Raw genomic sequence first — 19,689 nt, 5'->3', positions numbered from 1 at the left:
ATGCTTGATGATTTATCAAGATGGTTCAACTGCTAAAAAGAAGCACAAATGAGCCAATACAAGCATCTTACTCAAGCCAAGATAACAACATTTAGTAATTTGTGTGTATGAATCTTGTAAAATTGTGCTATTTTAAAAATCCTAAAAACTATTATGTCAAATTCTAACGAAACGGATGCCTTTGAGGCAGATTTAACCAGCGGCTTGGCTGCTTTTGATTCTAAGAACTTTTCAATGGCGTATCAATTATTAGCACCGCTTGCCATGCAAGGTAATGCTGAGAGTCTGTGGCGCCTTGGGATGATGCAGATGAATGGGCTAGGCATGGTTGAAAATCAGCCTTTAGGGTTTGAGAATTTTATCAAAGCTGCTGAGCAGGGGCACGGTTTTGCACATCACATGATTGCGGTGGCTTACATGACTGGTGAAGGTATTGAAAAGGACATTAGCAAGGCCATTGAGTGGTTTGAAAGGGCGGCTGAGTATGGTTTACAAGGGGCGATGTATGCACTGGGTATGCTGTATGAAGACGGCAAGGAAGTTGAAAAAGACCTTGAAAAAACACAGTATTGGTATGATTTAGCAGATAAAGCGAACGATTCATGAAATCAAGATTTGCGCCATCTCCAACGGGTTATTTACACATCGGTGGTGCGCGTACCGCCTTGTTTGCTTGGGCTTGGGCGAAAAAACAACAGGGCAACTTTGTCTTGCGTATTGAAGATACGGATAGGGAGCGCTCTACACAGGTATCCGTTGATGCCATCTTAGATGGAATGAATTGGCTGGGGTTGGATTATGACGAAGGTCCGTTTTATCAAACGCAGCGTTTTGAGCGTTATAAAGCAGTCATTCAACAATTATTAGATGAAGACAAGGCTTATTATTGTGAGTGCTCAAAAGAGCGATTAGATAACTTGCGAGAAACGCTAATGGCAAAAGGTGAGAAGGCTATGTATGATGGCTGTTGTCGTGATAAAGCGCTCACATCAGCCGATCACAGGGTTGTGCGTTTTAAAAATCCAATGGAAGGTATGGTGATTTTTGAGGATACAGTTAAAGGAAAAATCTCTATTGCCAATAAAGAGTTAGATGATTTGATTATTGCTCGCAGTGATGGCACACCGACTTATAATTTAACCGTTGTGGTGGATGATCATGATATGGATATTAGCCATGTTATTCGTGGGGATGATCATATCAACAATACCCCCAGACAAATTAATCTATATCAGGCGCTTAAGTGGGATTTGCCTGAGTTTGCACACCTGCCAATGATTTTGGGTAGTGATGGTGCTCGTTTGTCAAAGCGACATGGTGCAGTGAGTGTCATGGCATATCGGGATGCGGGTTTTTTACCGGAGGCATTGCTTAATTATTTGGTGCGCTTGGGTTGGTCGCATGGTGACCAAGAGGTGTTTTCTTTGGCAGAAATTGTGTCGTTGTTTGATTTAAAAGATATTAACAAAGCTCCCGCCAGTTTTAATGAAGAAAAACTATTGTGGCTTAATCAAGAATATATTAAAAATGCCACGCCCGAGCATTTGATTGAACATTTAGAGTGGCATTTGCAATATCAAAAAGTTGATACCCGTAATGGCGCGGATTTGGCACTGGTTGTTGCATCATTACAGCAGCGTTCAAAAACGCTAGTAGAGATGAGCGAAGGATTAAAAATGTTTTATCAAGATTTTGATGAGTTTGATGAAAATCTTGCTAACAAACAGTTTAAAGATAAAGTGCCGCTTGAGGTTTTGGTTAAAAAATTAAGCCAATTAGAGTGCTGGAAGGCTAATGAAATTAAAAGTATCATCAAGCAAGTCTGTGATGAATTAGAGCTTGGTTTTGGTAAGGTAGGGCAGCCCTTTAGGTTGGCACTGAGTGGCAATGGTAATGCAGGCAGTATTGACTTAGTGGCTGAGTTGATTGGCAAAGAAACCACATTAAAGCGTTTGACAAAAGCAATTAATTATGAATGTTGACTTAATTAGATTAAGACGCGAATTTACCAGTAATGGTATCTCTAGTGCTGATTTAGACAGCAATCCTTTTGTGCAATTTAAAATTTGGATGGAACAAGCCCTTGACTCTGAACTTACCTTGCCAAACGCGATGAGTCTAGCCACCAGTGATGAAAGTGGGGTGGGTATTAGAACGGTTTTATTGAAAACCTTTGATGAGCAGGGATTTGTGTTTTTTACCAATTATAATTCTAAAAAATCTAAGCAAATCAACAATAACCCCACAGTAGCATTATTGTTCCCTTGGTTGGATTTAGAGCGTCAAGTAAAGATTTCTGGCACGGTAGAAAAAATACCAACTTTAGAATCAATTAAATATTTTGCTTCTCGTCCTAAAGATTCTCAACTAGGTGCTTGGGCATCAGAGCAATCATCAATTTTAAATTCAAGGCAAGTTTTGCTTTCTGAGTTTGATGTAATGAAGCGAAAATTTGGCGAAGGCGAAGTGCCTTTGCCAGATTTTTGGGGTGGTTATCGCGTGGTGCCGGCTACGATTGAGTTTTGGCAAGGTAGAGAAAATCGCTTGCATGATAGGCTTGTTTATGTGCGTAAAGACAGTGCGTGGGAGATTAGTCGTTTAGCGCCCTGATTGCCTCAATCACTGCTTGAGTCTCAGGCTGTTTGCCCGTCCAGAATTCAAATGCGCTAGCTGCTTGTTCAACCAACATACCCAGGCCATCAACAACCATTGATGCATTATTATCCTGTGCCCAGTCCATAAAAGGGGTTTGCTTGCCATACATTAAATCATAACAAATTGCATTGTTGGCTATGCCAGTGGCAATATTTGGCATCTGCCCATCTAATGAAGCGCTGGTGGCATTGATAATAATATCAACAAGGTCGTTTTTGATTTTTTCTAAACCAAAGCCACAAGTTTCGCCATAAGGCTTGAACGCTTTAGCGAGTTGAGTGGCTTTTGACGCAGTGCGATTGGCAATCATCACCCGTGCAGGTTGTTGTTGTAATAAAGGCAATAAGATGCCGCGAGTTGCACCACCTGCGCCTAAAATTAACACAATTTTATTTTGTAAGTCAATCTCAAGATTTTTAGTTAAGTCATTAAGCAGTCCTATGCCATCAGTATTCTCACCTATTAAGGCGTCACCATCAACTTTGATGGTGTTAACTGCACCTGCAGTTTGTGCATTGATTGAGTGCTTTGTTGCTAAGTTAAAGGCGTCAATTTTGAATGGCACAGTAACATTGAAGCCTTTACCTCCTTGATTGATAAAGTTTTGTGCTGTTTCTGCAAAGCCGTCAACTGGGGCTAATATCTTATCATATTCAATCTCTACACCCGTCTGCTGTGCAAATAGTGTATGAATACGGGGAGATAGACTATGTTCAATAGGATTGCCAAAAACTGCTAATTTCATATTTATATTTACTCAGCTTTATTGCCATTAACCTCAATCTCAACCTTAAGTTCAGTCTTGTTAGCGGCATCAGTCTTGACTTTTTTTGCAACCTTGTCTGTTGATTTGGTTTTCATTTTTCCATTGCCTTGTGTTTCAACCTTAGTCACTTTTTGCTCTTCTGATTTTGGCTTTGATGCTGATTTTGTCTGAGGCTTTTCTTTGACTTGTTTTTGTGCCTTGGATGCTAAGTTAGCAGGCTTTGTTTGTTCTTGAGGTTTTCCTCTAGATTGAGCTTGCGGCTTGGAATTCTCATTTTGAGATTTATTTTGAGGTTTACCTTGAGACTTATTCTGATTCTGGGCTTTGTTTTGTTGTTTGTTGTTTTGTGCCTTATGATTTTGTTTATTCTGCTGATTGTTCTGCGTTTTATTTTGGTTATGATTACGATTGTTCTTATTACGATTCTTATTACGATTTCGATTGTTTTTATTATTGTGATTTTTTTCTGGTTTCTTTTTCTTTTTATTAGAACCAAAAATCGACTTAATCTTTCCCCAGAAAGACAATGAAGATTTGGTTTTCTTTTGATTGGGAACGCGTGTTATTGGGTGATTGGTATCAATAGCCGCTTCTTCTTTAGTGTTACTTAAGCCGTTCTCTGCAATATTTTGCTGTGGTTTAGAAATGCCCTGATAACTCTTGTGGTGTGATTTCTTATCGCCTTTTTGCTTGTTAATATTGAAGTTCGGAAATTGCATGTAAGGATTAGGTAATAGCGTAATTTTTATCTCATGCTTATTCTCTAATCTGCCAATATCAGCGCGTTTTTCATTAAGTAAATAGGTGATAACATCAACGCTAGACTGAATAGTCAGTTTTTGTGTTTGGTTAGAGGCGTTACAACCATCTTCAAGTTGCCTTAAAATACTTAATGCCAAACTTGGAACGGTTGGCGTGGTGCCACGACCTTCACAAGCAGGGCAGGTTTTTTCTACTGACTCTGTTACTGAACTCATTAAACGTTGTCTTGACATTTCTAACAGTCCAAAGCGTGAAATAGTGCCAATTTGGATACGAGCACGGTCTGAACTGGTGGCTTTTTCCATGGCTTTTTCAATGGATTTTTTGTGCTCCTCAGAGGTCATATCGATAAAGTCAACCACCACTAAACCACCAATATCACGCAGTTGCAGTTGTGCAGCGATTTCTTTGGCAGCTTCTAAGTTTGTATTGTAGGCGGTCTCTTCAATGTCAAAGCCTTTGGTAGCGCGTGCAGAGTTAATGTCAATGGCAGTCAATGCTTCAGTTGGGTCAAAGACAATAGTTGCTCCTGTGCGCAGAGACACTTCACGCTCGAAAACACTTTTTACCTGTGATTCAACACCCATGTGATTAAACAAAGAGTGTTCAGAAGCATCAAACTGTTTAATACGATCCAAGTGGTGCGGTAGAACGAAGCTAACAAATTCTTTGGCATTTTGAAAAGTTGTTAAATCGTCGATAATGACACTATCAGTGTCTTCTCTTAGGTAGTCACGCAGAGTACGAATGACAATATCACTTTCTTGATAGATTAAGAAAGGCGCGGAGCGTTTTTCTGCTGCGGTATTGATTGAGCGCCACAATTCTGATAAGTAGTCAACTTCCCATTGCAACTCTTCTAAAGTTTTACCCGCACCAGCTGTACGAATAATTAAGCCTGAGTTTTCAGGTAGGGTAATTTTTTCAATGACTTCTTTTAGCGACTGCCTGTCTGATGAAGTGATTTGTCTAGAGATGCCATTGCTTTTTGCATTGTTTGGTGTCAATATCATGTAGGCACCAGCCAAGTTGATATAAGTGCTTAGTGCAGCACCTTTGTTGCCACGCTCTTCTTTTTCAACTTGAACAATAATCTCTTGCCCTTCCTTTAAAACATCAGAAATAGTGAGTTTTTCACCTGAAGCTTTTGCATTTTCTTTTAGTATTTCGGTAACTTCTTTGAATGGTAAAAAGCCTTGTCTTTCCTTGCCGTAATCGACAAAAGCAGCTTCTAAGGATTGCTCAACTCGCGATATTTTCCCTTTGTAAATATTGCCTTTATTCTTCTGATTAAGGCTGGTTTCTATATTGAGAGAGGTAAGTTTTTTATTTCTTACAATGGCAACTCGAATCTCTTCCGAGTGCGTTGCGTTGATTAATATGTGGTTCATAATTTAGTCCTGATAATAGACTTCCTTCCACACACAGAGACTCAACATTTGCATGTTGAGTTGAATTTAGTATTGTTATTTTGAGTTGTAAATGTTTCAAAATCTTATTCTAATTGTTGTATATTGGGGTTGTCAGCCCTTTGGTTTATTGCTAATGATAAGTCTTGGTTAAAAGCTAATAAACAATTATATTCTCTATGTATGGCAAAAAAAAGCCAAATGTTTATAGTTTGTTTTGATGTTTGTTATTACACTCAAAACTTAAAAAAAATTCTTTGTTCAATGCGTTTCCTGTGTCCCCTGCATTAAGCAGTTTACATTATAACACAAAAAGCTATTGATTTAATGTGCGTCCACCATCAACGCTGATAATTTGACCGGTGATATAAGGTGAGTTTGCTAAAAATAAAACGGTGTTAGCAATATCTTCTGGGCTACCTTGTTTGTTCAAGGGTATTTTATTTAGCATCTTGTCTTTTTGTGCATCGTTGAGTTTGGCTTGGTTTTCTGGCCACAAAATTGAGCCCGGTGCAACGCCACAAACACGAATTTCTGGTGCCAGTTCCTTTGCTAAGGTTTGTGTCATCATTGCTAGACCCGCTTTGGAAATGTTATAAATTGCATGGTTTTTTAATGGGCGTTGGGCATGAATATCAACAATGTTGATAATGCAGCCTTTATTTTTTGATAAAGTTGATGATAAAGATTGCGATAGAAAAAAAGGCGCTGTTAGATTGGTATTGATGATGGTATTCCAGTCATTTTCATTGGCGTTTTGTATTGAGGTTGGGTAAAAGAGCGAGGCATTATTGACCAATATATCCAATTGTTTGATAGTATCAGCAAGTGTTTTTAGCGCTTGTAAGTCGGACAGTTCTGCTTGAATTAGCGTGACAGAATTAGCGCGCAGTTGATTAAGCTCATCAGCCAAAGTTTGTGCTTCTTTGTTAGAATTTCGATAATGAATAACGATGTTGTAGTCGTGTGCGTGCAGTGTTCTGGTGATTTGTGCGCCAATGCGTTGTGCGCCACCTGTAATGAGTGCTGTTTTCATATAAAATAACTTTCGTGAATTTAGAACAAATAATCAAAAACACTATTATACAAAAAGCTGAGCCTATTGGGTTTGATGAATTTATGAATTTGGCATTGTATTATCCAGCCAAGGGCTATTATAGTGGTGGCGCTCAGAAATTCGGCGAAAAGGGAGATTTTATTACTGCGCCTGAAACTTCGGATTTATTTGGCTTTTGCCTTGCTCGGCAGTGTGCACAAGTGTTAGAGAGTGGGGACAGTATTTTAGAATTTGGCGCAGGTAGCGGGATATTGGCAGCACAAATCTTATTTGAATTGGGTCGATTGGAGAAACTACCAAAAAACTATTACATCTTAGAGTTAAGCGCTGAATTACAGCAACGACAAAAAGACACGATTAACAAAACCCTGCCAGAATTAATGGATAGGGTGGTTTGGTTAAATAGACTGCCAAGGAACTTTTCGGGTGTGGTGATTGCCAATGAGGTGTTGGATGCTATGCCGGCGAAACGACTGATTAATCAAACCAATGGCTTTAAAGAATTAGGGGTGGACTGTCAAGATGATAAATTGGTCTGGCAAGTGCTAGAACACCTTTATGTTAATGATAAAATATCTGTACCTGTTGAAGTTTCACAGGGCTATACCACCGAAGTTAATGAAAGAGCAAGGGCGTGGATTGAAAGTCTAAGCGAGATAATGAACAAGGGCGTGGTATTACTCATTGATTATGGCATGGGACGAGATGAGTATTTCCACCCTCAGCGCAATGAAGGCACATTAAGGTGTTATTATCAACACAAGGCAAGTGACAATCCATTTGAGCATATCGGTGAGCAGGATATTACCACCTCGGTTAATTTTTCTGATATTGCTGAGCAAGCGTTTGAGTGTGGTTTTACACTTTCTGGTTACGCTACACAGGCACTATTTTTAATTTCTTTGGGTATTGATGAATATTTTCTAAATGAAAAAAACGAAAACAAACGCAGCAATTTGGCACAACAAATCAAACAATTGGTATTGCCAAATGCAATGGGGGAGAGTTTTAAAGTATTGGCATTAAGTAAAAATACGCAAGTAAAATTAAAAGGCTTTAAAGAGCAAGACTTAACTTATAAACTATAAAAAGCAATGGACTTTATTCAAACAATTGTTTTAGCGTTAATACAGGGGATTAGTGAGTTTTTACCGATATCCTCTTCTGCACATTTGATCTTAGTGCCCAAGTTAAGTGGTTGGACTGATCAAGGATTGGCGTTTGATGTAGTGGTGCATATGGGCACATTGGTTGCTGTTGTTTATTATTACAAGCATATAATCTCTCAATTATTGAGTGATTTTTACCTCTGTATTGTTGAGAGAAAAACCATCGGTGAGTCAAAATTGGCTTGGGGTGTCTTATTGGGCACGATTCCTGTGGGTATTTTTGGGTTTCTGTTTAAAGATTTTATTGCCAATGACTTGCGTTCTATTGAAATTATTACCTACACGACCCTTGTATTTGGTGTTTTGTTAGGTATTGCCGTTTTACTGGACACTAGGCGTCCACACGCTAGAGAAATATTAGCTTGGAAGGATATTGTTTTTATTGGTGTGATGCAGACATTGGCACTGGTACCGGGTGTTTCGCGCTCGGGTGTTACCATTACTGCAGGACTGCTGATAGGGCTTTCAAAAAAAGCAACCATTCAATTTGCCTTTTTATTGTCTATTCCAGTTATTACACTTTCTGTTTTGTTGATACTCATTGGTATTTATCAACAGCAACAAATGGTTGATTTAACTTTATTAGTGGTGGGTTTTGTGGTCTCTGGTATCAGTGCGTATTTGACCATCATTTTTTTCATTAGAGCGTTAAATACAATGAGTATGATGCCATTTGTGGTTTATCGTTTATTTTTAGGGATATCTTTGTTAATGTTATGAATAATATATTTTCTTTTAGGTTTAGCACTTTTGTCACACTCAATATTATTTCTTTGTTGTTAGTTTCTAGTTGGAGTTATGGTGCGACCAGAGAGTATTGGGATTGGTTAGACCGATGGGTATTTGATGCAACCAATCCTTTATTAAATGAGTTAGGAGGCGTATGGAGTTGGTTCTGGGCGGTGTTGAGTATGCGCATTGCAGATTTGATTCCATTTTTTATTATTTTGTGGTTTTTCTATGCCAAAGGTGTGATTTTTGAGAGTAAAGACAGATTGGTTGGATTGATTGGTTTTGCTTTATTAGGCGTTGTGATGTTGTTTGTGCGTGAGTTACTGGATTTTTATGTTGACTATAATCATTTAAACAGAGCCAGCCCAACGATGTTGATTGGTGAGGCAGTACGCTTATCATCAATATATCCCGATTTTGGTTTAAAAGACTATTCTGGCGACAGTTTTCCAGGTGATCACGCTGCTGTCTTGTTTACTTGGCTGGGTTACTGTCTATTCTTTGTGCGTAACAAATGGACTCCGTGGATATTATTCGTTGTGGTGTTGTTTGTAATGCCAAGACTAATGGCGGGCGCACATTGGATGAGCGATATTATGGTTGGTGGAATAAGCACAGCCCTAACAGCATTAGCATTTGGTTTATACACGCCACTGCTAAATACACCACAAAAAATACTCAACAAAATTACCAATAGGATTTTAAGAAAATGACACAACCACAAGCTATTTATCGCAAAGACTACACAGTAAGTCCGTATTTAATTCATACAACTGAGTTAAGTTTTCGTTTAGACGAGCATGAAACAATTGTCTCATCAAAGATTGATTTTTATCAAAACGCTTTAAGCGCTGATAAAAGTGGCAATTTATTTTTAAATGGCATTGATTTAGAATTGATTTCTATCTTGGTTGATGGCGTTGAACCTAAATACACTCTAGTGGAAGACGGCTTGCAACTAAGAGAGATGTCGCAGCGTTTTACTTTGGAAATACAAACCAAAATCCACCCAGAAACCAACACCAGTTTAAACGGATTGTACCAATCAAGTGGCAATTTTTGTACCCAATGTGAAGCGCATGGCTTTCGCCAAATCACTTATTATTTAGACCGTCCCGATGTATTAAGTGTATTCACCACACATATTGAAGCGGCGTTTGATAAGTATCCTGTGCTGCTGAGTAATGGCAATCTGACTGAATGTTTACATGGCAGGGCAACTTGGCACGACCCAACGCCTAAGCCTTGTTATTTATTTGCTTTGGTGGCAGGTGATTTTGCTGTTTTAGAAGACACTTACACAACACTATCGGGCACAGAGGTAGCGTTAAAAATTTATGTAGAGGCACACAATGAACATAAAACACAGTTTGCTATGGATGCACTTAAACGCGCATTCAAATGGGACGAGGGGCGTTTTGGACTTGAATATGATTTAGATATTTATATGATTGTGGCGGTTGATGATTTCAATATGGGTGCCATGGAAAACAAGGGCTTAAATGTGTTTAATTCTGCCTGCATATTAGCAGACAACAAAACGGCAACTGATGGTGATTTTATTAATATTGAAGCTATTATCGGGCACGAGTATTTCCATAATTGGACAGGCAACCGTGTGACTTGTAGAGACTGGTTTCAACTAAGTTTGAAAGAAGGTTTGACGGTATTTAGAGACCAAGAATTCACCTCTGATCTGCATTCGCGCTCAATTAAGCGTATTGATGATGTAGATATGTTGCGCACATACCAATTTGCCGAAGATGCAGGGCCAATGTCACATCCTGTACGCCCCGAAAGCTATATTGAAATGAATAATTTCTACACACTGACTGTTTATGAAAAAGGCGCGGAAGTAATTCGTATGATTCACACCTTTGTTGGCGAGGCAGGCTTCCAAAAAGGCATGAAGTTATATGTTGAGCGCCATGACGCTCAAGCAGTAACCATTGATGATTTTATCAGTAGCATGAGTGATGCTAACGGGTTTGATTTCACGCAATTTAAACATTGGTATTCACAATCTGGCACACCTGAGGTGAGTATTTCAACGCAGTATGACACAATCAAAAACACCTATACAGTAACGGTTACACAACAATCTAAGCATTTCTTTCCACTGTCATTTGCACTGCTTGATGATGCGGGTAATGAATTAGAAAAAGGTGTGTTAACCATTAAAGACAACGCCCAAAGTTTTGTCTTTGAAAATATAAAATCAGCGCCAACACCTTCTTGGTTGCGCGAGTTTTCAGCGCCAATCAAACTGGAGTGTGATTTGAGTTTTGAGCAAAGGATATTTCTGCTTAAGCATGATAAAGACAGTTTTGTTAAATGGGACAATGCCCAAAAGCTATGGTTATCTTTGATAATGGATGCAGATACTATAGATGAAGTTGCATTTTTTGATGCGATTGAATTCATGATTAAAAACACCAAAGACAACTCACTGGTTTGCGAATTGTTAACGCTACCGTCCGAGCGCGCTTTGCACAATCATCAAGCGGTTATTGATGTATTTGATATTCATCGTAAGCGTGAAATTACCATTCAAAAAATTATCACTAAACTTAAACCGTTACTGCTTGAAATCTATAAATCGTTAAACACTCAACAAACTTATGAATTTACAGCGGCAGCTGTTGGGCAAAGAGCACTAAAAAATAGATGTTTATTTTATCTAATAAAAGATGGTGAGTTGGAATTGGCAAAATCACAATTCGATAAGGCTGATTGTATGAGTGATAAATTCTGTGCATTTAATTTGTTGTTAAATAGCGACAATGAGTATCGCCAACAAATATCGGCAGATTTCTACCAAGAATTCAAAGATGACACGCAAGTCATGGATAAGTATTTTTCCGCTTTAGCGTCCAGTAATGTGTGTGATGTTGATGGTGTTAAAGCATTGATGGAGCATGCGTTATTCTCTTTTAATACACCCAATCGTTTGCGTAGTGTGGTTGGTGGTTTTGCTCACAACTATACAAATTTTCACCAGCAAGCAAGTTATGAATTTTTTACCGATGTGATACTCAGACTAAATACCAGCAACCCACAAATTGGTGCAAGACTAGTGGCAACCTACAATCATTGGAAACGCTTTACCCCTGAGTTACAAGTGCTGCAAAAACAACAACTAGAAAGAATTGCCAATACTAAAAATCTCTCTAAAGATATTTTTGAAATTGTTCAAGCTGCACTTAAATGAGCCAACTAACCGAATTATTAAAACAAAAATTACTGACCATTGCCGTAGCAGAGTCTTGTACAGGTGGACACTTATCTGCATTACTGACCCAAGAGAGCGGTGCTTCTGATTACTTTGATAGAGGTTTTATCACTTATAGCAATCAAGCAAAAGTAGAACTACTTGGTGTGAAAAAATCTACTTTAGATACCTATGGTGCCGTTAGCGAACAAACTGCATTGGAAATGGTAAAAGGAGTTATTCGTAACTCTAATACTGATATTGGGGTGTCTATCACCGGTATTGCTGGACCAACAGGCGATACCAAGAACAAACCCGTGGGTACTGTGTGTTTTGGCTTTTGTATCTCGGGTGAGTGCACTACCATTAAAAAGCATTTTGATGGCGAGCGCCAACAAGTCGTGCAAAGAAGTGTGGCTTTTGTGGCAGACACTTTGAAAGAATTGTTATAACCCAGTATATTCATGCATAAATTCTCAGTAGCACCGATGATGGATTGGACTGATAGGCATTGTCGGTATTTTCATAGACTGTTGTCAAAAGACACGCAGCTGTGGAGTGAAATGGTAACGACTAAGGCAATTCTTAATGGGGATAAAAATCGTCTGTTGGATTTTGACGCAGCAGAACATCCATTGGTATTGCAATTAGGTGGTAGCGAGTCAAATGAGATGGCGCAGTGCGCTAAGATTGCCCAAGATTGGGGTTATGATGAGGTAAACATCAATGTGGGTTGTCCATCGGATAGGGTGCAATCGGGCAGTTTTGGCGCGTGTTTGATGCAAACCCCTGAGGTGGTGGCACAGTGTGTGGATGCAATGCGCCAAGCAAGCGATATACCAGTGAGTGTGAAGTCACGCATTGGCGTGGATAACATGGAAAGTTACGAACAATTGTCAAACTTTGTCACGCAGATAGAAAATGCAGGCTGTGAAAACTTTGTGATTCATGCTAGAAAAGCTTGGTTAAAAGGATTAAGTCCAAAAGAAAATCGAACCGTACCACCACTAAATTATGACTGGGTGTATAGAATTAAAAAAAACTTCCCGCATCTTGCTATTGCTATTAACGGAGGTATTATGAGTGTTGATGAGGCTACTGTGCACTTACAATCCGTTGATAGTGTGATGTTGGGTAGGGCGGCGTATCACCAGCCGTATTTACTTAGTGAAGTAGATAATAAAATTTATCATAAAACGCTAGATGCACCATCGCGCGAACAAGTATTATTAGACTTTATTGAATATATAAAGCAACAGAATGACCAAGGGGTGCCAATTCGCTCAATGACTCGACATATTTTAGGTTTATATCACGCTCAGCCGAAGGCTAAAAAATTTAGACAATTGCTTAGTGGCAAGGTGGTTGGATTGGAACATTTGTATCAATGGTTGGACTTTACGGATTAAAAAATGGCTGATAGTAATTTCATTGCAAGCGTTGATATTGGTAGCAGTAAGATTGTTGTTTTGCTTGCGGAGTTAAAAAATAACAGAGTGGAGGTTTTTGGCTATGGGCAAGCCGATTCTGATGGTGTTCGGCGTGGTGTTGTTGAAAATGCTAAAAAAGTGGCAAAAGTCATTAAAAAGATTAAAAAAGAAGTGATTAAGGAGTATGGCGCAGATTTTCAAAATGTCAGTGTTAATATTTCAGATCCAAATCTTAAAGTATTGAATCAAAGTGCTCATACGCATGTGCCTTCTGGCAGAGTTAGGGATTCAGAGTTAAATACGGTTGTTAAGATTATTGAATCAATAATAAAGACAAAGATGCCAGACAATCATCAAGACATTAACAAGGTAACACACCACTATACTTTGGATGCAAATCCTGAACCTATCAATCAACCCCTTGGAAAAAAAGCAGATAACTTAGGTGTTAGCATGCATATTGTTACTGCATCTAATCATCATGTGGAAGCAGTTGAAAATAGTATTCACTGGAGTAATTTGGGTTCGTCTAGTATGGTGCCAAATTCAATGGCGAGTAGCAAGCCTTGTTTAACACAAGATGAAAAAGACAAAGGGGTTTGTTTGGTTGATATTGGTTCCGGTGTGACGGATTTGTCTGTCTTTAAGCAGGGCAGTATTTTTTATAGTGGCAGTCTTCAATTTGGCGTAAAACAGGCAACTCAAGACATTTCTGAAGCATTTAATACTTCTTTTCAAGAAGCAGAGCGTTTAAAAATAGAACATGGGCAGGCGCAAGTTAAATTGGGCGCTGACAGACTTATTAAGTTTCAACAAATAGATGACTCAAACTATTATTATTTGTCTCACGAATCGCTTATTGAAGTGATTAGGCAGTCTTACTTAGTGTTGTTTAAGTTGATTAGAGCAAAACTCAACGACCAAAATTTATACCGCTCGCTTAAATCAGGCTTGGTTTTAGTGGGCGGTGGTGCAAAAATGACAGATTGCGATAAGTTAATGCACAGTCTTTACAAAAAGAAAGTCAAAGTAGGGCGTGTTAATACTGATCTCATTAGTGCAAAGTATGAATGGTTGGGTCCAGAATATGCTTGTGCCTTAGGTTTGCTGTTGTTCGGTCTTGATGACTTTGAGTCTGAATCCAGCGGTAAAAGCAACAACAGTTTTTTGGGTAAAATGGGCGTTATTAAAAGGTTTAAAATTTTATAAATATGATTAAGCAAAGAACAATAAAAAAAGCAGTTAAAGCGCGTGGCATTGGCATTCATAGTGGTGCTATGGTTAATATGACGCTTATTCCCGCAGAGATTGATCATGGCGTGGTGTTTAGGCGACTGGATGTGGGTGGCAAGTTGGTTCGAGCACATAATGCCTTTGTAAACGAGGCGATTTTATCAACCAGTATCGAAAATCAAGGTGTTAAGATTTCAACCGTTGAGCATCTAATGAGTGCATTTTCAGCACTGGGTATTGACAATGTATTGGTAGAATTGGATTCATTTGAGGTGCCTATTATGGATGGTTCGTCAGCGCCCTTTATCTTCTTGGTGCAATCAGCAGGTATTGAAGATCAGGATGCACATAAGAAATTCTTTGTGATTAAAGACACTATTCGCGTAGAAAACAATGGTTCCTGGGCGCAAGTAAGCCCTCACGAAGGTTTTAAAGTAACGCTTGAGATTGATTTTGATCATAAAAAAGTTAAGGAAAGTGGGCAAAATCTTAGCATTGATTTTGCACAAAAGTCTTACCTTAAAGAAATATCCAGAGCCAGAACTTTCGGTTACATGCGTGATGTAAAAAGCATGCAAGAGAGGAATTTGGCACTTGGAGCGAGCATGGATAATGCGATTGCACTCAGTGATGATGATGTCTTAAATGAAGATGGTATGCGCTATGAGAACGAATTTGTAAAGCATAAAATTTTGGATATTGTCGGCGACCTATACTTGTTGGGTGCCAACCTAATTGGACACTACGAGGGTTATAAAACTGGACACTTGTTGAATGATCAGTTGTTGTCTGCCATCCTTAAACAACCAGACACTTGGTCAATTGAGACTTTTGAGAGTGAAAATTCTCCCGTTCAATTCTATTCAGAAGATTGGCAAAACTCCCTATAATGATATTTGTCTAGGTATAATCTTAGGGTTTTTTTCTATCAAATAAGCAATGAAGTTGAATGGCGCTCAAATATTGGTTAATTGCCTTCAAAACGAAGGTGTAGAGCATATCTTTGGATATCCAGGGGGCGCTGTATTGCATATTTACGATGCGCTTGATGCCTGTGATAATATTGCCCATATTTTGGTTCGTCATGAACAAGGCGCTGTGCACGGTGCAGATGGCTATGCACGCGTTAGTGGTAAGTGTGGTGTAGCGCTCGTTACTTCTGGCCCTGGGCTTACCAATGCAGTAACAGGTATTGCTACAGCACATATGGACTCTATTCCAATGGTGGTTATTTCGGGTCAAGTGTCCTCTGCAGTGATTGGCAATGACGCATTCCAAGAGGTGGATGCTGTTGGTATTACTCGCTCTTGTGTTAAGCATAATTTTTTGGTAAAAGACACTAACGATTTGGCAAATATTGTTAAGAAAGCGTTTCATATTGCCACCACAGGTCGTCCAGGTCCAGTATTGATTGATATTACTAAAGATACCACGATTACTGAGATTGAATTTGACGGTTATCCTAAGTCAATCAATATGCGCTCATATCAGCCTGAGACAAAAGTTGATGCAGGGCAAATTGATAAAGCAGTTGCGTTAATCACGCAAGCAAAGAAACCTATTATCTACTCAGGTGGCGGTAGTGTGATTGGCAATGCCAGTGAGATGCTACGCTCGTTTACACGCCATACTAATTTTCCAATTACCCAAACTTTAATGGGCTTGGGCGCATACCCTGCAACAGATAGTCAGTCATTGGGCATGTTAGGCATGCACGGTACTTACGAAGCCAACATGGCAATGCACGACTCAGATTGCATTATTGCTGTGGGTGCACGCTTTGATGACCGTATTACGGGTAATTTAGATAAGTTTTGCCCTTATGCAAAAATCATTCATATTGATATTGACCCATCTTCAGTGGGTAAGACAGTAGGGGTTGATGTGGCAATTATCGGACAAGTCAATGATGCTTTAAACGCCCTTATACAAGCACTCAAAGATAAGAAGTTAGTCAATATTGATGCGTGGTGGAAGCAAATCGAGCAGTGGCGTGGCGTTGATTCAATGGCGTATCAAACGAAGTCGGGTGTTATTAAACCACAAAGCGTGATTGAAGCTTTGTATGAAGTTACTCAGGGCGAGGCGATTGTTACTAGTGATGTGGGTCAGCATCAAATGTGGGCAGCGCAATATTATCCATTTGATAAGCCACGCCGTTGGATTAACTCCGGTGGCTTAGGCACAATGGGCTTTGGATTACCTGCGGCAATGGGTGCAAAATTAGCCGACCCAAAAGCAGATGTGGCTTGCGTAACTGGCGAAGGCAGTATTCAAATGATGCTGCAAGAGCTTTCAACCATGTTGCAATATGATACCCCTGTTAAAATTATTAATTTGAATAATGGCTACTTGGGTATGGTTAGACAATGGCAAGAATTTTTTTATGAAAAACGCTATGCAATGTCGTACATGGATGCATTGCCAGATTTTGTTAAATTGGCAGAAAGTTACGGACATATAGGCATTAAAGTTGAGAAAGAACAAGATTTAAAGCCGGCCTTGATTGAAGCATTCAAACAAAAAGACCGTACCGTGTTTGTTGACATTTTGACTGACCCAAGTGAAAATGTATTTCCAATGATTCCATCGGGGGCAGGACACCACGAGATGTTGTTAGCAGGTCGTGACGAGATGGCATCCGTTAACGATGAAGGGCTACATTTAGTATAAAAGATCATGAGACATATTATTTCACTACAATTGGAAAACGAATCTGGTGCGCTATCAAGGGTGGCAGGCTTGTTTTCAGCGCGTGGTTTTAACATTGAGTCACTAACGGTAGCACCGACTAATGATGAAACTCTGTCGCGTATGACCATTGTTAGTATTGGCGATGACGGTATTATTGAGCAAATTGTTAAACAACTGGATAAACTCATTGATGTGGTAACGGTAACTAACTTGACTGCCACAGAACACATTGAACGCGAATTGGCATTGGTTAAAATCGATGTTAACCCTAACTTTCGAGCTGAAATAGACAAACATATTGATGAGCATGGTGGCAAGATAGTAGACGCGAGTGAAGATACTTATACAGTTGAAGTGGTAGGAAAAAGCCAGCGAGTCAGTGATTTTTTAGAGGCAATTGATGCACTCAAAATTTTAGAAGTTTCTAGAACAGGCGTTACTGGTGTTTGTCAGAAAAGAGAATATTAGAGACCTTTGCATAAATATGAATAATCATCAAAACGCCAAGTTGGCAAAACTTGTCATTTTGCTAATCATCCCTACTTATGCAAAAGTCTCTATTAATTAAACAAAGATTTTTGTATTGATGCAAAAATCTCACAATAAAAGAGGAAAAAAATGAACAGATATTACGATAAAGATGCCGATTTAAATATTATAAAAGACATGAAAGTAGCCATCGTTGGATATGGCTCACAAGGTTATGCACACGCAAACAACTTAAAAGACTCAGGTATTGATGTTGTCGTTGCACTCAGAGAAGGCTCAACATCAGCGACAAAAGCACAAGGTTCTGGTTTGAGCGTCAAATCCGTTGAAGAAGCAACAGCGTGGGCAGATTTGGTTATGGTATTAGCACCAGATGAGTTTCAAGCAAAAATTTATGCAGATAATATTGAGCCAAACCTCAAGCAAGGTGCAACGCTTGCATTTGCACATGGTTTAAATATTCATTTTGAAATGATTAAGCCAAGAGCTGACCTGAATGTTATTATGATTGCCCCTAAGGCACCAGGTCATACCGTGCGTAGTGAATTTGTTAAGGGTGGCGGTATTCCTGACTTAATTGCTGTTGCTCAAGATGTATCTGGCAACGCCAAAGACATTGCCCTATCTTACGCATCTGCCATTGGTGGTGGTCGTACAGGCATCTTAGAGACAACTTTCAGAGAAGAAACCGAAACCGATTTATTTGGTGAGCAAGCGGTATTATGTGGTGGTACAACTGCCTTAGTTCAAGCAGGGTTTGAGACATTGGTTGAAGCCGGTTACGAGCCAGAAATGGCATACTTTGAGTGTTTGCATGAATTAAAACTCATTGTTGATTTGATGTATGAAGGGGGTATTGCCAATATGCGTTATTCAATCTCAAATACAGCTGAATACGGTGATGTAACTCGTGGTCCTCGTATTATCACCAGTGAAACCAAACTAGAAATGAAAAAAATCTTAGCTGAAATCCAAGATGGTTCATTTGCTAAAGAGTTTGTGGCTAATGTGGGCGAGCTTCCTGCGCGTCGTGAAGTTCAACGCGCACATCAAATTGAACAAGTAGGTGAGTCACTGCGTTCAATGATGCCATGGATTGCTAAGAACAAAATTATTGACCAGAGTAAAAACTAAAAGTTAGATTGAGCGCCCAACTAAGTTGGACATTTTTTTTGTTTCTAAGAGGGATCATGGCAGAAAAAAAAATAAAAAGAGGTATTTACTTATTACCCAATGTTTTAACGACATTTGGATTATTTTCAGGTTTCTTGGCGATTATTCTAGCCACTAAAGGTCAATATCTAGAGTCTGCTATTGCTATTTTTGTGGCGATGTTGTGGGATACTCTAGACGGTCGTGTTGCACGACTGACCAATACCCAAAGTGCCTTTGGTGAGCAATATGATTCGATGGCAGATATGTTATCGTTTTGTGTTGCCCCTGCACTATTGATGTATTTTTGGCAGTTTGAGCAGATGGGTAAAATTGGCTGGATAGGCGCATTTATTTATGTGGCCGCTGGTGCATTGCGTTTGGCACGCTTCAACACGCAAATAGGTGTTGAGGATAAGCGTTATTTTCAAGGCCTACCTTCGCCAGCTGCTGCTGCGCTTATTGCAGGCTTGGTATGGACCAAGGAGTTTATCGGCACAACGCCGTATGATCAATATCTTGCTATGACAAGTTGGATTATCTTAGTGAGTGCTGGCGTATTGATGGTCAGTAATATTCGTTATTATAGTTTTAAGGAAATTAATCTTAAGGGTAGGGCGTCATTCAAATTACTGTTAATCGCCATCTTAATTATTATTGTAGTGACACTATGGCCAAGTGCGATTCTGTTTACTTTCTTCTTTGTTTATGCGCTATCTGGCTTAATTATCACTATGATTGATGTGCGTAAAAAGCGTGCATTGAAAAAAAACAGGTGAGTCGTTTATATTTAAGTTATAATTTAACTATGATAAATCAGATTAGTACTTCTTTCTATAAACAACCCACTCTCTTGGCTTTGTTACGATTATTACCGTAAGGTAATCTATCATCTTGACTGGCTGAAAGGTCAGCACACCTTAAAAATAC

The 19,689-nt window shown here is 39.2% G+C and carries 18 protein-coding genes; 15 read left to right on the top strand and 3 right to left on the bottom strand.

Annotated elements, in window-relative coordinates:
- Nucleotides 1-153: 153 nt before the first annotated feature.
- Genes BBROOKSOX_RS00505 through pdxH form a run of 3 tightly spaced genes read left to right on the top strand, consistent with a single transcriptional unit; the run spans nt 154 to nt 2,610 of the window.
- Nucleotides 154-606, top strand: a complete 453-nt coding sequence (locus BBROOKSOX_RS00505; protein WP_139659209.1) for a tetratricopeptide repeat protein — start codon at nt 154-156, stop codon at nt 604-606.
- Nucleotides 603-1,982 carry a glutamate--tRNA ligase gene (gene gltX, locus BBROOKSOX_RS00500; RefSeq protein WP_139659208.1) on the top strand — a complete coding sequence of 460 codons (1,380 nt, stop codon included), beginning with the start codon at nt 603-605 and terminating at the stop codon, nt 1,980-1,982. The genes BBROOKSOX_RS00505 and gltX overlap by 4 nt, the downstream gene beginning before the upstream one ends.
- Entirely contained in the window at nt 1,972-2,610 is a 639-nt protein-coding gene (gene pdxH / locus BBROOKSOX_RS00495; RefSeq protein WP_139659207.1) for a pyridoxamine 5'-phosphate oxidase, read from the top strand. Before gltX ends, pdxH begins: the two co-directional genes overlap by 11 nt.
- On the opposite strand, the gene aroE is transcribed toward pdxH, so the two are convergent.
- The 3 genes from aroE to BBROOKSOX_RS00480 form a co-directional block, all read right to left on the bottom strand.
- Nucleotides 2,591-3,400 carry a shikimate dehydrogenase gene (gene aroE / locus BBROOKSOX_RS00490; RefSeq protein WP_139659206.1) on the bottom strand — a complete coding sequence of 270 codons (810 nt, stop codon included), beginning with the start codon at nt 3,398-3,400 and terminating at the stop codon, nt 2,591-2,593. The genes pdxH and aroE overlap by 20 nt on opposite strands.
- Nucleotides 3,401-3,408: 8 nt before the next feature.
- On the bottom strand, nt 3,409-5,574 hold the full coding sequence (locus BBROOKSOX_RS00485; protein ID WP_139659205.1) for an Rne/Rng family ribonuclease: 2,166 nt from the start codon (nt 5,572-5,574) through the stop codon (nt 3,409-3,411).
- A gap of 334 nt (nt 5,575-5,908) precedes the next feature.
- Nucleotides 5,909-6,628, bottom strand: coding sequence for a pteridine reductase (locus tag BBROOKSOX_RS00480; RefSeq protein ID WP_139659204.1), 720 nt, complete (start codon nt 6,626-6,628; stop codon nt 5,909-5,911).
- Nucleotides 6,629-6,642: 14 nt separating this feature from the next.
- Here BBROOKSOX_RS00480 and BBROOKSOX_RS00475 point away from each other — a divergent pair, with 14 nt between their 5' ends.
- The 12 genes from BBROOKSOX_RS00475 to pssA all read left to right on the top strand — a co-directional run bounded on the left by BBROOKSOX_RS00475 (nt 6,643) and on the right by pssA (nt 19,538).
- Entirely contained in the window at nt 6,643-7,737 is a 1,095-nt protein-coding gene (locus BBROOKSOX_RS00475; RefSeq protein ID WP_139659203.1) for a class I SAM-dependent methyltransferase, read from the top strand.
- Between the two features lie 6 nt (nt 7,738-7,743).
- The gene (locus tag BBROOKSOX_RS00470) at nt 7,744-8,538 is read left to right on the top strand and encodes an undecaprenyl-diphosphate phosphatase (RefSeq protein WP_139659202.1); all 795 of its coding nucleotides are present in this window, start codon (nt 7,744-7,746) and stop codon (nt 8,536-8,538) included.
- On the top strand, nt 8,535-9,263 hold the full coding sequence (locus BBROOKSOX_RS00465; RefSeq protein ID WP_139659201.1) for a phosphatase PAP2 family protein: 729 nt from the start codon (nt 8,535-8,537) through the stop codon (nt 9,261-9,263). The genes BBROOKSOX_RS00470 and BBROOKSOX_RS00465 overlap by 4 nt, the downstream gene beginning before the upstream one ends.
- The gene (gene pepN / locus BBROOKSOX_RS00460; RefSeq protein WP_139659200.1) at nt 9,260-11,761 is read left to right on the top strand and encodes an aminopeptidase N; all 2,502 of its coding nucleotides are present in this window, start codon (nt 9,260-9,262) and stop codon (nt 11,759-11,761) included. Before BBROOKSOX_RS00465 ends, pepN begins: the two co-directional genes overlap by 4 nt.
- Nucleotides 11,758-12,213, top strand: a complete 456-nt coding sequence (locus tag BBROOKSOX_RS00455) for a CinA family protein (protein WP_139659199.1) — start codon at nt 11,758-11,760, stop codon at nt 12,211-12,213. Before pepN ends, BBROOKSOX_RS00455 begins: the two co-directional genes overlap by 4 nt.
- A gap of 12 nt (nt 12,214-12,225) precedes the next feature.
- On the top strand, nt 12,226-13,170 hold the full coding sequence (gene dusA / locus BBROOKSOX_RS00450; protein WP_139659198.1) for a tRNA dihydrouridine(20/20a) synthase DusA: 945 nt from the start codon (nt 12,226-12,228) through the stop codon (nt 13,168-13,170).
- Nucleotides 13,171-13,173: 3 nt separating this feature from the next.
- Nucleotides 13,174-14,400: a cell division protein FtsA gene (ftsA, locus tag BBROOKSOX_RS00445; protein WP_139659197.1), complete on the top strand. Its 1,227-nt coding sequence runs from the start codon at nt 13,174-13,176 to the stop codon at nt 14,398-14,400.
- A 2-nt stretch (nt 14,401-14,402) separates the two neighbouring features.
- A complete protein-coding gene (lpxC, locus tag BBROOKSOX_RS00440) occupies nt 14,403-15,314 on the top strand; it encodes a UDP-3-O-acyl-N-acetylglucosamine deacetylase (protein WP_139659196.1) in 912 nt (303 codons plus the stop codon).
- 49 nt (nt 15,315-15,363) lie between these two features.
- Nucleotides 15,364-17,097, top strand: coding sequence for a biosynthetic-type acetolactate synthase large subunit (gene ilvB, locus BBROOKSOX_RS00435; RefSeq protein ID WP_139659195.1), 1,734 nt, complete (start codon nt 15,364-15,366; stop codon nt 17,095-17,097).
- A 6-nt stretch (nt 17,098-17,103) separates the two neighbouring features.
- Entirely contained in the window at nt 17,104-17,586 is a 483-nt protein-coding gene (gene ilvN, locus BBROOKSOX_RS00430) for an acetolactate synthase small subunit (protein ID WP_139659194.1), read from the top strand.
- Nucleotides 17,587-17,736: 150 nt separating this feature from the next.
- Nucleotides 17,737-18,741 (top strand): ketol-acid reductoisomerase, encoded by a 1,005-nt coding sequence (gene ilvC / locus BBROOKSOX_RS00425; protein ID WP_139659193.1) that lies wholly within the window; start codon nt 17,737-17,739, stop codon nt 18,739-18,741.
- A 56-nt stretch (nt 18,742-18,797) separates the two neighbouring features.
- Nucleotides 18,798-19,538, top strand: a complete 741-nt coding sequence (pssA, locus tag BBROOKSOX_RS00420) for a CDP-diacylglycerol--serine O-phosphatidyltransferase (protein WP_139659192.1) — start codon at nt 18,798-18,800, stop codon at nt 19,536-19,538.
- Nucleotides 19,539-19,689: the final 151 nt, after the last annotated feature.

The sequence above is a fragment of the bacterium endosymbiont of Bathymodiolus sp. 5 South genome, assembly GCF_900128535.1.
Classification (GTDB): domain Bacteria; phylum Pseudomonadota; class Gammaproteobacteria; order PS1; family Pseudothioglobaceae; genus Thiodubiliella.
The sequence above is the reverse complement of the archived record's forward strand: the minus strand, read 5'-3'. Positions and strand labels throughout refer to the sequence as shown.

Coding starts and splice junctions, on each gene's coding strand:
- BBROOKSOX_RS00505 (WP_139659209.1), top strand. CDS start 154: ATGTCAAATTCTAACGAAACGGATGCCTTTGAGGCAGATTTAACCAGC.
- gltX (WP_139659208.1), top strand. CDS start 603: ATGAAATCAAGATTTGCGCCATCTCCAACGGGTTATTTACACATCGGT.
- pdxH (WP_139659207.1), top strand. CDS start 1,972: ATGAATGTTGACTTAATTAGATTAAGACGCGAATTTACCAGTAATGGT.
- aroE (WP_139659206.1), bottom strand. CDS start 3,400: ATGAAATTAGCAGTTTTTGGCAATCCTATTGAACATAGTCTATCTCCC.
- BBROOKSOX_RS00485 (WP_139659205.1), bottom strand. CDS start 5,574: ATGAACCACATATTAATCAACGCAACGCACTCGGAAGAGATTCGAGTT.
- BBROOKSOX_RS00480 (WP_139659204.1), bottom strand. CDS start 6,628: ATGAAAACAGCACTCATTACAGGTGGCGCACAACGCATTGGCGCACAA.
- BBROOKSOX_RS00470 (WP_139659202.1), top strand. CDS start 7,744: ATGGACTTTATTCAAACAATTGTTTTAGCGTTAATACAGGGGATTAGT.
- BBROOKSOX_RS00465 (WP_139659201.1), top strand. CDS start 8,535: ATGAATAATATATTTTCTTTTAGGTTTAGCACTTTTGTCACACTCAAT.
- pepN (WP_139659200.1), top strand. CDS start 9,260: ATGACACAACCACAAGCTATTTATCGCAAAGACTACACAGTAAGTCCG.
- BBROOKSOX_RS00455 (WP_139659199.1), top strand. CDS start 11,758: ATGAGCCAACTAACCGAATTATTAAAACAAAAATTACTGACCATTGCC.
- dusA (WP_139659198.1), top strand. CDS start 12,226: ATGCATAAATTCTCAGTAGCACCGATGATGGATTGGACTGATAGGCAT.
- ftsA (WP_139659197.1), top strand. CDS start 13,174: ATGGCTGATAGTAATTTCATTGCAAGCGTTGATATTGGTAGCAGTAAG.
- lpxC (WP_139659196.1), top strand. CDS start 14,403: ATGATTAAGCAAAGAACAATAAAAAAAGCAGTTAAAGCGCGTGGCATT.
- ilvB (WP_139659195.1), top strand. CDS start 15,364: ATGAAGTTGAATGGCGCTCAAATATTGGTTAATTGCCTTCAAAACGAA.
- ilvN (WP_139659194.1), top strand. CDS start 17,104: ATGAGACATATTATTTCACTACAATTGGAAAACGAATCTGGTGCGCTA.
- ilvC (WP_139659193.1), top strand. CDS start 17,737: ATGAACAGATATTACGATAAAGATGCCGATTTAAATATTATAAAAGAC.
- pssA (WP_139659192.1), top strand. CDS start 18,798: ATGGCAGAAAAAAAAATAAAAAGAGGTATTTACTTATTACCCAATGTT.